The 11,855-nt window shown below is 70.7% G+C and carries 11 protein-coding genes and 1 pseudogene; 8 read left to right on the forward strand and 4 right to left on the reverse strand.

Annotated features, from left to right (window positions below):
* The first annotated feature begins 109 nt into the window (after nucleotides 1-109).
* Together ACFQ58_RS11310 and ACFQ58_RS11315 are read left to right on the forward strand one after the other, a co-directional pair.
* Complete coding sequence (locus ACFQ58_RS11310; RefSeq protein WP_376951613.1) at nucleotides 110-406, forward strand: DUF1540 domain-containing protein; 297 nt, start codon at nucleotides 110-112, stop codon at nucleotides 404-406.
* Nucleotides 407-471: 65 nt separating this feature from the next.
* Nucleotides 472-891, forward strand: coding sequence for a helix-turn-helix domain-containing protein (locus ACFQ58_RS11315; protein ID WP_376951210.1), 420 nt, complete (start codon nucleotides 472-474; stop codon nucleotides 889-891).
* Between the two features lie 61 nt (nucleotides 892-952).
* Here ACFQ58_RS11315 and ACFQ58_RS11320 read toward each other — a convergent pair whose 3' ends face one another.
* Both ACFQ58_RS11320 and ACFQ58_RS11325 read right to left on the reverse strand, forming a co-directional pair.
* Nucleotides 953-1,579 (reverse strand): ClpP family protease, encoded by a 627-nt coding sequence (locus ACFQ58_RS11320; RefSeq protein WP_376951211.1) that lies wholly within the window; start codon nucleotides 1,577-1,579, stop codon nucleotides 953-955.
* Entirely contained in the window at nucleotides 1,576-2,199 is a 624-nt protein-coding gene (locus tag ACFQ58_RS11325) for a ClpP family protease (protein WP_376951212.1), read from the reverse strand. The genes ACFQ58_RS11320 and ACFQ58_RS11325 overlap by 4 nt, the downstream gene beginning before the upstream one ends.
* 247 nt (nucleotides 2,200-2,446) lie before the next feature.
* Between ACFQ58_RS11325 and ACFQ58_RS11330 the strand changes: the two genes are divergently transcribed.
* Complete coding sequence (locus ACFQ58_RS11330) at nucleotides 2,447-6,202, forward strand: adenylate/guanylate cyclase domain-containing protein (RefSeq protein ID WP_376951213.1); 3,756 nt, start codon at nucleotides 2,447-2,449, stop codon at nucleotides 6,200-6,202.
* A 15-nt stretch (nucleotides 6,203-6,217) separates the two neighbouring features.
* Here the strand turns inward: ACFQ58_RS11330 and ACFQ58_RS11335 are convergent, their stop codons facing one another.
* On the reverse strand, nucleotides 6,218-7,444 hold the full coding sequence (locus ACFQ58_RS11335) for a hypothetical protein (RefSeq protein ID WP_376951214.1): 1,227 nt from the start codon (nucleotides 7,442-7,444) through the stop codon (nucleotides 6,218-6,220).
* A 143-nt stretch (nucleotides 7,445-7,587) separates the two neighbouring features.
* Complete coding sequence (locus tag ACFQ58_RS11340; RefSeq protein WP_376951215.1) at nucleotides 7,588-8,109, reverse strand: MarR family winged helix-turn-helix transcriptional regulator; 522 nt, start codon at nucleotides 8,107-8,109, stop codon at nucleotides 7,588-7,590.
* 100 nt (nucleotides 8,110-8,209) lie between these two features.
* On the opposite strand from ACFQ58_RS11340, the gene ACFQ58_RS11345 reads away from it, so the two are divergent.
* The 5 genes and pseudogenes from ACFQ58_RS11345 (at nucleotide 8,210) to ACFQ58_RS11365 (ending at nucleotide 11,841) form a co-directional block, all read left to right on the forward strand.
* Nucleotides 8,210-8,785 (forward strand): NADPH-dependent F420 reductase, encoded by a 576-nt coding sequence (locus tag ACFQ58_RS11345; RefSeq protein WP_376951216.1) that lies wholly within the window; start codon nucleotides 8,210-8,212, stop codon nucleotides 8,783-8,785.
* Between the two features lie 191 nt (nucleotides 8,786-8,976).
* Entirely contained in the window at nucleotides 8,977-9,378 is a 402-nt protein-coding gene (locus ACFQ58_RS11350) for a hypothetical protein (protein ID WP_376951217.1), read from the forward strand.
* Between the two features lie 77 nt (nucleotides 9,379-9,455).
* Nucleotides 9,456-11,006, forward strand: a complete 1,551-nt coding sequence (locus tag ACFQ58_RS11355) for a lipase maturation factor family protein (RefSeq protein WP_376951218.1) — start codon at nucleotides 9,456-9,458, stop codon at nucleotides 11,004-11,006.
* 27 nt (nucleotides 11,007-11,033) lie between these two features.
* Nucleotides 11,034-11,321 (forward strand): annotated as a pseudogene (locus ACFQ58_RS11360) (TerC family protein); the annotation flags it as partial.
* Nucleotides 11,322-11,448: 127 nt separating this feature from the next.
* Entirely contained in the window at nucleotides 11,449-11,841 is a 393-nt protein-coding gene (locus ACFQ58_RS11365; RefSeq protein WP_376951219.1) for a TerC family protein, read from the forward strand.
* Nucleotides 11,842-11,855 lie beyond the last annotated feature (14 nt).

Consider the following 11,855-nt stretch of genomic DNA (forward strand, 5'->3'; position numbering starts at 1 on the left):
GACAGGCGCGGCGCGCGACGCGCCGGACGGGTCTGGCCGCGGCGAGGCCGCCGGAGTAGCATCGCCCGCACCTGCCGGTCCGACACCCCATCTGGAGGTCACCGTGAGCATGACCCTCGACGAACTGCCCGCCGTCGCCGAATGCTCGGTGACCGGGTGTTCGTACAACGACCACTCGCATTGCCACGCCGCGGCCGTGACGATCGCCGGCTCGATCGGCGACGCGGAGTGCGCGACGTTCATCCCGCTCGGGACCAAGGGCGGGCTCGACAAGGTGATCAGCCACGTCGGCGCCTGCCAGCGGGCGGAGTGCGTGCACAACGACTCGCTCGAGTGCACGGCCGCGGCGGTGCGCGTCGGACCCGGTGCGGTCGACGCCGACTGCCTCACGTACGAACCGCGCTGACGACGTCGTTCTGCTCTCAGCGGATCGGCCTGTCGGTCGCGGCCCCCGCTGCGTAGCCTCGGGGCATGGGCAGGCTTGTCGTGTTCCCGTCTCCGGAGGCGGCGCCGCGCGCCGCGAAGCCGCTGTGGCGGCACGTGCTCGGCGAGGTGCTGCGCGGCGAGCGCCTCGAGCAGGAGCGCATCCTGACCGAGGTCGCCGCCACGGCCGGCGTCTCGCCGCAGTACCTCTCCGAGGTCGAGCGCGGACGCAAGGAGGCGTCGTCCGAGGTGCTCGGCGCGGTGGCCGAGGCGCTCGGGCTCGAGCTCGGTGACGTCGTGGCCCGCGTGGCCGGCCGCCTCGCGGCCCGCACCGACGATCGGCGCACGCTCGACCTGCGCGAGGTGCACGGCCGCCGCGCCGACGCGCCGCGCCCGACGAGGGAACTCGCCCCGGGCACCGCCCCGCCCAGCGGCCTCGTCACGGGCGCCTTCCTCCTCGCCGCCTGAGCGCGCCGTCGGGATGACGCGAAGCGCGGTCCGGCGTGCCGGCGCCGCAGTTCGCGACACGTCAGCGCAGTGCCGCGGCGAGCGCGCCGGCCGGCGCACCGACCGCGGCCGTGAGCACGTGGTCGGCGAGTCCGTACTCGACCGCGGCCTGCGCGGGCAGGATGAGGTCGCGGTCGGTGTCCACGCGGATCGACTCCGCCGAACGCCCGGTGTCGGCCGCGAGCGCCGCCTCGAGCTCGGCGCGGACGCGCAGCACCTCGTCGGCGTGCAGGATCAGGTCGGGCACCGTGCCGCGTCCCTGCGTCGACGGCTGGTGGAGCGTGACGGTGCTGTGGGGCAGCATCGACCGCTGACCGCGCGTGCCGCCGGCCAGCAGCACCGCCGCGGGCCCGCCGGCCCGGCCGACGCACGTCGTCGCGACATCCGGCCTGATGTGCCGCATGGTGTCGTAGACCGCGAGCGCGGCGCTCGGCGAGCCGCCGGGCGAATTGACGTAGAGGCTGATGGGCGCGTCGTTCGAGTCGGCCGCCAGGTGCAGGAACTGCGCGATGAGCACGTTGGCGACGCCGTCGTCGATCTCGGTGCCGAGGTAGACGATGCGCTCCGACAGGAGGCGGCTGTAGACGTCGAGCGACCGCTCCACCCCGCCGCGCTTCTCGACGACGTAGGGGATCGCGTACGAGCTCATGCCGGCACCCCCAGCCCGGCGACGGCGCGCGGTTCGACGGGGAACAGCTCGTCGAGTCCGTGGGCGACGCGATCGATGAAGCCGTAGTCGACGGACTGCTCGGCGGTGTACCAGCGGTCACGCAGGGAGTCCTGTCGCACCCGTTCGATCGGCTGGCCGGTGCGCTCGGCGATGAGCCCGAGCACGGTGTCGCGCGTGTGCCGGAGGTCGTCGGCCTGCAGTTCGACGTCGACGGCCGTGCCGCCGATGCCAGCGGATCCCTGGTGCAGCAGGATGCGCGCGTGCGGCAGCGCGGCGCGCTTGCCCGGCGTCCCCATCGTGAGCAGGAACTGCCCGGCGCTCGCGGCCATGCCGATCGCGATGGTGGCCACGTCGTTCGGGATGGCGCGCATCACGTCCATGATCGCGAGCATGGCGGGCACCGACCCGCCCGGTGAGTTGATCCAGAGGCGGATGTCGCGACGCGGGTCGTCGGCGGCGAGGGAGACGAGCTGCGCGCAGATGCGGTTGCCGCCCGCCTGGTCGAGCTCGTCGCCGAGCACGACGATGCGCTCGTGGTGCAGCCGGCGGATGAGCTCGTGGTCGATGGGCTGGACGGGTGGGCTCTCGTGGTCGCTCATGCGTCCACCCTGCGCCGCCCCGGCGGGCTGTGGGGCGGATGCCGCTCAGGGCAGTGCTGCCCACAGCAGCGCGATCAGGTGCGTCACAGCGCCATGCGGCGCCATCCGGCGTTAGATTGGCTCGAAGGGAACCCCGATGCGGAGGAGGCATCGTGCTGTTCACATCGACCCGGGGGCGCGTGACGACGCGATGATCACGAGCGCCCGAGCCCCCGCTACTGACGTCCTCCAGCCGTACGTCGCCCGCATGGTCCGCTACTGGGACGAGGAGACGCCGGGGCGCCTGCATCGTCCGGTCGACGGCACCATGGCGCTGGTCGACATCACCGGCTTCACGCGGATGTCGGAACGGTTGGCGCGTCACGGCCACGTCGGCGCCGAGGAGGTCACCGAGGTGATCGACGGCACGTTCGGCAGGCTCCTTCCCGCCGCGTACGCCTTCGGCGCCAACCTGCTGAAGTTCGGCGGCGACGCCCAGCTGCTGCTGTTCACCGGAGACGACCATCATCTCCGGGCGGCGGCCGCGGCTCACGCGATGCGGGCCGAGCTGCGGCGGATCGAGGGATTCGCGACGAACGCCGGCAACGTGACACTCCGGATGTCGGTCGGAGTGCACAGCGGCACCTTCGACTTCTTCCTCGTGGGCGGGTCGCATCGGGAACTGATCGTCGCGGGTCCGGCGGCCACGCGCACCGTCCACATGGAAGCCGCGGCCTCCGCGGCGCAGATCCTCATCAGCCCCGAGACCGCGCGACTGCTTCCTCGCTCGTCCCTCGGCGGGCGGAGCGGGCCCGGCGTCCTCCTGCGCCGAGCCCCGGAGGTGGAGGAATTCGGCTTCCGCGCCGCCGAGAGTCCGGAGGTCGAGCTCGAGCAGTTCGTTCCCGTCGGACTTCGCCAGACCCTCCTGAGCGGCACCATCGACCCCGAGCACCGGCCGGCCGCCGTCGCCTTCCTCCGCTACGTCGGATTCGACCGACTCGTCGTCCATGACCCGGCCAACGCCGCAGACGTGCTGGACGACCTGGTCCGTGGGGTGCAGCGGTTCGCCGACTCGCACGGAGTGACGTTCCTCGCCACCGACATCGCGGAGGACGGCGGCAAGATCATCCTCACCGCCGGGGTCCCCGACACCGCGGGCAACAACGAGGAGCAGATGCTGCTCGCGCTCGGGGAGATCCGGAACTGCGCTCCCGACGGCCTGCCCCTCCGCATCGGCGTCAATTCCGGATACGTCTTCGCGGGCGCAGTGGGTCCCGGCTACCGCCGGACCTACACCATCATGGGCGACGCGGTGAACCTGGCCGCCCGCATCATGGAGAAAGCGCCGGCGGGCGAGGTCTACGCCACCCGGAACGTGCTGGACGGCTCGCGGACGACGTTCCAGGTGTCCGCTCCCGAGCCGTTCTCCGTGAAGGGCAAGGCCGAGCCCGTCCATGCCTTCTCCGTCGGCAAGCCCGAGGGCAGCCGCGGTCCGGAGCAGGTCGCCGCCTCACCGCTGGTCGGTCGCGACGAGGAGCTCGCCATCCTCAGTCGAGCCTGGGCCGACGCCCGGGAAGGCCGCGGGAGCGTGGTGGAGATCACCGCCGGCGTGGGCATGGGCAAGTCCCGGCTCGTGCAGGAATTGCTCACGTCGGCGCAGCCGGAGCGCGTGATCGCGGTGGAGTGCCGGCTCTATCGGACCAACACGCCGTACTTCCCGTTCCGAGCCCTCCTGCGGGAAGCCTGGGGGCTGCACGACGGCGACCCTGCGACGACCGCGGCGGCGCTCGCCGAACTGGTCCGAACGCGAGCCCCCGACCTCGAGCCCTGGCTTGCGCTGCTCGGCACACCCCTGGGCCTCGCGCTGGCCGAGTCGCCCCAGGTCGCGGAGCTGGACGACCAGTTCCGCCCAGTGCGCGCGCACGGGGCAGTGTCCGCACTGCTGCAGGCCACGAACGACCATCCCACCATGTTCCTCATCGACGGGACGCAGTGGATGGACGAGGCGTCCCGCGACCTGCTCACCACGCTCATCGCCGAGATCGAGCCCTTGCCGTGGCTGATCATCCTCACTCGCCAGCCGGGGAACGGGGGATTCACCGCGCCCGAGAGCCCCGTCGTGACGCGTCTCGAGCTCCGCCCGCTCGACCTCGCGCACGCCAAGGACCTCCTCCAGCGGGCGACGACCGGAGTCCCGCTGCTGTCCAGTCAGGCCGAGACCTTGGCCGCTCGCGCCGAAGGCAACCCCCTGTTCCTGCTCGAGCTGCTCCACGCGCTGCGTGCGGGTGCCGCGGTCGACTACCTGCCCCAGTCCGTGGAGGGCCTGATCGCCGCGAGGATCGACACGCTCGCGCCCACCGACCGCAACCTCGTTCGGCGGCTGGCCGTGCTCGGCGCCGGATTCCGGGAGGAGTACACCCCGACCGTTCTGGGTCGATCCGCCGAAGACCCCGGCTGGCTCATGAACACCCTGCTTCGACTCGGCGACTTCCTCTCCGTCGACGCGAGCGGTTGGGTCCGCTTCCAGCACACCCTGATCCGCGACGTGGCCTACGAGGGACTGCCGTTCAAGACCCGTCGCGAGCTGCACGCGCAGGTGGGCGACGCCATCCGCGCGAGCTCGTCCGACGGACCCACCGGTCAGGTCGAACTTCTCTCCGTCCACTATTCGGAGGCCCACCGCTGGCCGGAGGCGTGGGAGTTCTCCCGGCAGGCGGGTGACGGTGCCAAGGAGATCTACGCGAACCTCGAAGCCGCGACGTTCTACCGACGTGCGCTGAACGCGTCGCGTCATGTACCCGGCCTCCCGCCCGTCGGGATCGCCGACGTCTCTGAGGCACTCGGCGACGTGCTCGAACAGGCTGGACTCTTCGAGGAGTCCGTCGATGCGTTCCGGCAGGCCGGACGTCTTGTCGGGGACGACCCCATCCGCTCCGCCGACGTCCTGCTCAAGCGAGCCCGAGCTCGGGCGCGCACCGGTGCCTACGTCACGGCCTATCGCGACCTCACCGTCGGCCGTCGCCTGGTCGCGGATGTCGGGAGCGCGGAGGCGCTCGGCGCGACCGCGCGGCTCAACGCGCTGAACGCCCAGATCCGACAGTTGCAGGAGCACATGCCCGCCGCGGTGCGCCTCGCCGAGCAGGCGATGGTCGAGGCGGAGGCTTCCGGCGAGCGGGAGGCCTTGGCGCGGTCGTACCAGGTGCTCGACGCGGCGTACGTGATGCTGGGCCAGTCCTCGAAGGCGGTCTATGGCGAGCGCGCGCTCGCCATCTACGACGAGCTCGGTGATCTGACGGGCACGGCCGTCGTGACGAACAACCTGGGAGGGCAGGCCTACTTCGAGGGCAAGTGGCAGGATGCGGTGAACTTCTATTCGCGCGCCCAGGACGCCTTCACCCGGGCCGGAAATGAGTCCGAGGCGGCGATCTGCGGCGCGAACATCGGTGAGGTCCTGATCAGCCAAGGGCGGCTGAGTGAGGCGGAAGACGTGCTCGTTCCCGCGGTGCGCGTGCTTCGTGCGCATGGGCTCGTGGACGCCGCGATCTTCGCAGAGATTCAACTGACGCGCCTCCGGCTGGTCCGGGGCGACCACGGTGCGATGGAGTCGATGGTCGCGCTTCAGGCGGAGGCGGCACGGACCGGTCAGGTGCAGTCGGCGATCGAAGCGGCGACACTCGTCGCACTTGGGCTCCTCCTCGCCGGTCGACCGGGGGAGGCACTCGACACCCTGGCCGAGACGGAGCGCGGCTCAGGCGGCGAGGCGGAGCTCTACGGCAGCACGATCGCACGGACGAGGGCGCGGGCGCTTGCCGCGTTGGGTCGTACCGAGGAAGCCAGGTACGCGGTGGCGGCCGGGCTCGCCCAGGCACGCGAGCAGGGATTGGCGTTCGAGGTCGCCCAGCTCCGGATCATCGAGGCGGAACTCACCGAGGACCCGTCGGCGGCGCAGGTGATCCGTCTCGAGGCGGACGCACTCCTCCACGAACTCGGCGTGGTGAGCACCACGCCGAGTTCTCAGGGGTGACGCTCGGTCGAACCGTCAGCGCATCTTCGGGTCGCCGATCCCGACCACGTCCCACGCGGTGCGCGTCTGCGTCGCCGAGAAGATGGTGGTGGTCTCCGAGACGATGCACCAGGTGTGGCCGGAGGGGATCACGGAGGTGTCGATCGAGCCGGGCACGTCGGGCGTGGCGAACGGATCGCCCGCGCACCACGGCATGAACTCGAAGTCGAGCGGTCCGTCGTCATCCTGGTCGTACTCGAGCTTGCTCGTGAACGGGTTCGCCGAGTCCTGGGGGCCGAACTTCACCGTGCCGCGATAGGTCGCGGGCTGTGGGGCTCCCTCGTTGTCGACCGGCACGAAGCTGATCGTCTCGGCGGCGACGTCGACCTCGAGCGTGTAGGGCTTCAGCACGCAGTCGGATCCGTCGCTGTTCTCCAGCCGTGTGAAGCTGCCGAAGACGCCGCCCTGCTCGATGGCCGCAGTGTTGTCGGCCTCGGTGCAGCCCAGCTCACCGGTGAACCCGGCCAGGGTGAAGATCGTGTCGAAGCTGGGGTTGTTGCCGAAGTCTCCACTGCCCTCGAGCGACACCTCCCCGCTCACCGGCCGGAACGCGACCTCGTCGAACGACGACGCCGGTTCGATGGTCACGTAGCAGTTGTCCTTGGGGCCTGCGTCCGGTCCGGAGTCGGAGGCGTTGCGACAGTTCGCGATCGGCTGCGCCGCGGTCGCCGTCGCGGTGTAGGGCTCGGTTGTACTTCCGTCCACTCCTTGGCCGGGGACGATCCCGCCGCCGGAGCGGATCTGGAAGGTGTCGACCTCGGTGCCGTCGCGCGAGACGACGATGTCGACCCGGACGCCGCCCTTGAGCTCGAGGTCGAGGCTGGCCTTCACCGCGTCGGGCACGCCCTTCAGCGCCACCGTCAGGTCTTCGGTGCTGTCGACCCGGGCGCACGGCACACCCGTGGAGCCGCCCGTCTTGATGCCGATGGAACCGTCCTTGAGGCCCGGTCCCTGATCGCTGCCGGTGATGGCGGCGAGCGCACCGTCGACGCTGACTCGGCAGTTCCGCGGAGCGGGGATCGCCTGGGTGATCGGATCGCCGTCGTTGCTGTAGACGAAGCGCGTCCCGTCGCTGCCGAGGTGCAGCCGGAGCGTCTCCTCGTCGGCACCGGCGGCGCTCAGTGCAGCCGTGGAGCCGACGGCGAGAAGCAATGCGGCGGACACCAGCACCACAGGCTTGGCGAGAGTTCGAACCACGTTCATCCTGGCCTCCTCAGCACAGGTGATCCGGGCGCGGCAGCATCGCCGTCCCTCGGGTCACGATGAGTTCATGCTAACGAGGTGCCTCCGCGGACACGACCCCTCAACGGGGGCGAGCGTCGGAGGTGGATCCTGCTCGGGCGTGTCTATCCGGCGCGTGCGAGCGCCGGACCCTCGCTGAACTGGCAGGAGGTCGCCGAGAGTCGCTCGTCGGGATCGAGCCGCGTGAGCACGGCGCCGGCGATCGCGTACAGCTGCTGCAGCTGCTCGGGCGAGAGCGCGTCGAGCACCGTGCTGCGGACGGTCTCGACGTGTCCGGGCGCGGCCCGGTCGATGAGTTCCATGCCGGCCTCGGTGATCGTGGCGTTCGTCGCGCGACGGTCCTCGGGGCACGGGAAGCGCCGGATGAGCCCGCGCTCCTCGAGCCGGCGCGCGACGTGCGAGAGCCGGGGGAGCGTGGCGTTCGTGCGCGCGGCGAGCGCGGTCATGCGCATCGTGCGGTCGGGCGCGGCCGCGAGCGCCATCAGCGCCCCGTACTCGAAGTGTGTCAGCTGGGCGTCGCGCAGCAGCTGGGCGTCGAGCGCGCCGGGCAGCAGTTCGGTGAGCGCCACGAGGCGCACCCAGGCCGCCGACTCCTCGGTGTTCAGCCAGCGCGTGTCATCCGTCATGACGACATTCTCGCACACATAGTTGACGCGACAACTGAACTGCGCTATCGTATTGGTTGTCGCAACAAGTAATCGCGTCGAACGGCGCGGAGAGGACATCATGACGACGGTCAGCATCATCGGAAACGGCAACATGGGCACCGCCATCGGCGGCATCGTGGCAGCGGGCGGCAACACGGTCGAGTTCATCGGCCGCGACGTCGCGCAGCAGGTCACGGGCGACCTCGTGATCCTCGCCGTGCCCTACCCGTCGCTCAGCGAGATCATCGAGGCGCGCCGCGAACAGCTCGCCGGCAAGATCGTGGTCGACATCTCCAACCCGCTCAACTTCGAGACCTTCGACTCGCTCGTCGTGCCCGCCGACGGGTCCGCCGCCGCCGAACTCGCCGCGAAGCTCCCCGAGTCGCGCGTGCTCAAGGCGTTCAACACCAACTTCGCCGCAACCCTGGCCGCGAAGTCGGTCGGCGGTGCCCACCCCACGACCGTGCTCGTCGCCGGTGACGACGACCTCGCGAAGCAGGCCCTGGTCGACGTCATCCGGGCCGGCGGCGTGAACGCGGTCGACGCAGGCAAGCTGTCGCGCGCCCGCGAGCTCGAGTCGATCGGCTTCCTCCAGCTCACGCTGGCCGTGCAGGAGAAGGTCGGCTGGAACGCCGGCGTCGCGCTCGTCGCCTGATCCGCGCGCACACCCGGCGCCCCGCGCCATCCGCCCCCACGCACGATGCGCCCCGAGCCCCCGGGCTCGGGGCGCATCCGCGTCTCCGGCGCGCCGCGGGCCCGCAGGAGTGTCAACCCGTTGACGCTTCCGCGCACTCGGAGCAACGTGGAATCATCTCGAACCACGATTCGCAGAGGAGGCACGCGCACATGGGCGACGACCCGCTGAACCCGTGGGAGGACGAGGACCGTCTCCCACCCGCGGGCGATCTGAACGAGAATTCGCCAGGGCTGACCGGCACGATCAACACGATGGGCGGCGGAAGCATGATCGACTCCGGAGGAACGATGGGCGGCGGCGCGACGGGCGGAGGCGTCGGGGGCACCGGCGGCAGCCCCGGCGACGCGATGCTCGACCCTGACTCGGCCGACCGCGAGGCAGCCGACGCCGAGCGTACGGCAGCGGGCGGCGTGGGTGACACCGGCGCCGAGCCAGGCCCCGGAGGCCGCGCCGATACCGACCCCGGCCCCGACGCGAACGACCTCGAAGCCGACAACCCGGTCGAGCAGGAGACCATCGAGACGGTCGATCCGGCGAACCCCCCGGCCTGAACGCGCCGACGACCGCGACACGCGGCGAGAGGCCCTCGGCCCCGGGCCGCTGTCGTCGCAGGGGCTAGCGTGACGACGTGGACTGGACCGACTGGTTCTCCTGGTTCGACGCGCGCGATTCCGACCTCGCGCGCGAGGTGCTGCAGCGCGGCATCGCGGCCCTGTTCCTCGTCGCGTTCGCCTCGACGCTGAACCAGTTCCGCGTCCTGCTCGGCGAGCGCGGGCTGCTGCCTGTGCCCGACCTGCTCGACGCGGTGCGCGCCACCGAGCGGCGGATGCGCGAGCGCGAGGAACGGCTCGGCGAGAAGGTCGGGCCGCTCCGGCGCACGCGTCGTCGTGGGTACCTCGGCCCCACCATCTTCCGCCGGTGGGGGTACAGCGACGCGAAGCTGGTCGGCGTCGCCATCGTGGGGCTCGTGCTCGCGGCATCCGCCGTCGTCGGCCTGCCCCAGCTGGGCCCGCCCTGGCTGCCGATGCTCGTGTTCCTGGCCTTGTGGGGTCTGTACCTGTCGATCGCGAGCGTCGGGCAGACGTTCTACTCGTTCGGCTGGGAGATGCTGCTGTGCGAGGCGGGCTTCCTCGTCGCGTTCCTCGGCTCGCGTGAAGTGCCGCCGCCGCTGCCCATCATCGTGCTCGTGTGGTGGCTCGTGTTCCGCCTCGAGTTCGGCGCCGGCATGATCAAGCTGCGCGGCGATCGCGCCTGGCGCGACCTCACGGCGCTGTACTACCACCACGAGACCCAGCCCATGCCGGGTCCGCTGAGCCGGCAGGCGCACCTGCTGCCGAAGTGGTTCCACCGGTTCGAGGTGCTCGGCAACCACTTCGCGCAGCTCGTCGTGCCGTTCCTGCTCTTCGCGCCGCAGCCGGTGCGCACGGCCGCGGCCGCCATCGTCATCGCCACGCAACTGTGGCTCGTGATCACCGGCAACTTCGCCTGGCTGAACTGGATCACGATCGTGCTCGCGTTCGGCGCGGTCGGCGACGCCGCGGTCCAATGGCTGTTCCCGTGGCTGCCGCTCGAGGCGCTCGAGGCACCCGCGGATGCGATGAGCCCGCAGTGGTGGATCGCGATCGTGCTCCTCGTCACGGGCCTCATCCTGTGGCTCAGCCGCAATCCGCTCATGAACCTGTTCTCGAAGCGGCAGCTCATGAACGCGTCGTTCGACCGGTTCATGCTGGTCAACGCGTACGGCGCGTTCGGTTCGGTCACGCGGCAGCGCGTCGAGGTCGTCGTCGAGGGGACGGCCGACGACCCGCGCGACCCGTCGGCCGAGTGGCGCGAGTACGGGTTCAAGGGCAAGCCCGGCGACGCACGGCGGATCCCGCGGCAGTACGCGCCCTACCACCTGCGCCTCGACTGGCTCATGTGGTTCCTGCCCCTGGGCCGCATCGAGGAGAACTGGTTCCTGCGGTTCCTCGAGAAGCTGCTCGAGGCGGATGCCGCGACGCTGAAGCTGCTCGCACACGATCCGTTCGGCGGCGAGCGCCCGGTCGCGGTCCGAGCGCGCACCGAGCTGTACACGTTCGCGACGCGCGAGGAGCACCGGCGCACCGGCGACGTGTGGATGCGCCATCCGCTCGGCACCGCCATCCCGCCGATCTCACTCAGGCCGGCGCACAGGGAGTGAACCCGCGGCTCGGAGAGAATGGTCCGCATGGACTTCTCCCTCGAGTTCACGCCCGACCTGCTGGCCGTGTTCCTGACCCTGTTCGTGCTCGAAGTCGTACTCGGCGTCGACAACGTGATCTTCATCTCGATCCTCGCCGCGAAGCTGCCCGTCGAGCAGCAGGCGAGGGCCCGCAACCTCGGCCTGACCCTCGCGATGGTCATGCGCGTCGGGCTCGTGTTCGCCGCCGGATGGATCATCACGCTGAAGACCGACCTGTTCACGCTCTGGGGCATGGGCTTCTCGGGCCGCGACCTGATCCTGATCGCGGGCGGCACGTTCCTCGTCTACAAGGCCGTCACCGAGATCCACCACAAGCTCGAAGGCGCCGAGGAGCACACGACCGGCGCCGGCACCGCGACCTTCGGCGCGGGTCCTCGCGCAGATCCTCGCGCTGGACATCGTGTTCTCGCTCGACTCGGTCATCACCGCGGTGGGCATGACCGAGAACATGATCGTGATCATCACGGTCGTCGTGCTCTCGTTCGCGCTCATGCTCGTGGCCGCGCGCTACATCTTCGCGTTCGTGAACCGCCACCCCACGGTGAAGATGCTCGCGCTCTCGTTCCTGCTGCTCATCGGCGTGTTCCTCATCGCCGACGGCTTCGGCTTCAAGATCGACAAGGCCCTCATCTACGGCCCTATGGCCTTCGCGATCTTCGTCGAGCTGCTGAACCTCACCGCAGCGCGCCGCCGCGCCAAGCGTTCGGCCCAGCGGGAGGTCGAGCCCGTGCACCTGCACCAGCAGTACGTCGACGACACCGGCAGCGTCAAGGAGGTCCAGCCGGTCGAGTGAGCGGGCGCCCTGCC

The organism is Agromyces sp. NPDC056523, assembly GCF_042794545.1.
Lineage (GTDB): Bacteria > Actinomycetota > Actinomycetes > Actinomycetales > Microbacteriaceae > Agromyces.

Bases quoted from the DNA above. Each gene is read 5' to 3' on its own strand.
- ACFQ58_RS11335 (WP_376951214.1), bottom strand. From the start codon at position 7,444: ATGAACGTGGTTCGAACTCTCGCCAAGCCTGTGGTGCTGGTGTCCGCC.
- ACFQ58_RS11320 (WP_376951211.1), bottom strand. From the start codon at position 1,579: ATGAGCTCGTACGCGATCCCCTACGTCGTCGAGAAGCGCGGCGGGGTG.
- ACFQ58_RS11345 (WP_376951216.1), top strand. From the start codon at position 8,210: ATGACGACGGTCAGCATCATCGGAAACGGCAACATGGGCACCGCCATC.
- ACFQ58_RS11315 (WP_376951210.1), top strand. From the start codon at position 472: ATGGGCAGGCTTGTCGTGTTCCCGTCTCCGGAGGCGGCGCCGCGCGCC.
- ACFQ58_RS11340 (WP_376951215.1), bottom strand. From the start codon at position 8,109: ATGACGGATGACACGCGCTGGCTGAACACCGAGGAGTCGGCGGCCTGG.
- ACFQ58_RS11310 (WP_376951613.1), top strand. From the start codon at position 110: ATGACCCTCGACGAACTGCCCGCCGTCGCCGAATGCTCGGTGACCGGG.
- ACFQ58_RS11325 (WP_376951212.1), bottom strand. From the start codon at position 2,199: ATGAGCGACCACGAGAGCCCACCCGTCCAGCCCATCGACCACGAGCTC.
- ACFQ58_RS11330 (WP_376951213.1), top strand. From the start codon at position 2,447: ATGGTCCGCTACTGGGACGAGGAGACGCCGGGGCGCCTGCATCGTCCG.
- ACFQ58_RS11350 (WP_376951217.1), top strand. From the start codon at position 8,977: ATGGGCGACGACCCGCTGAACCCGTGGGAGGACGAGGACCGTCTCCCA.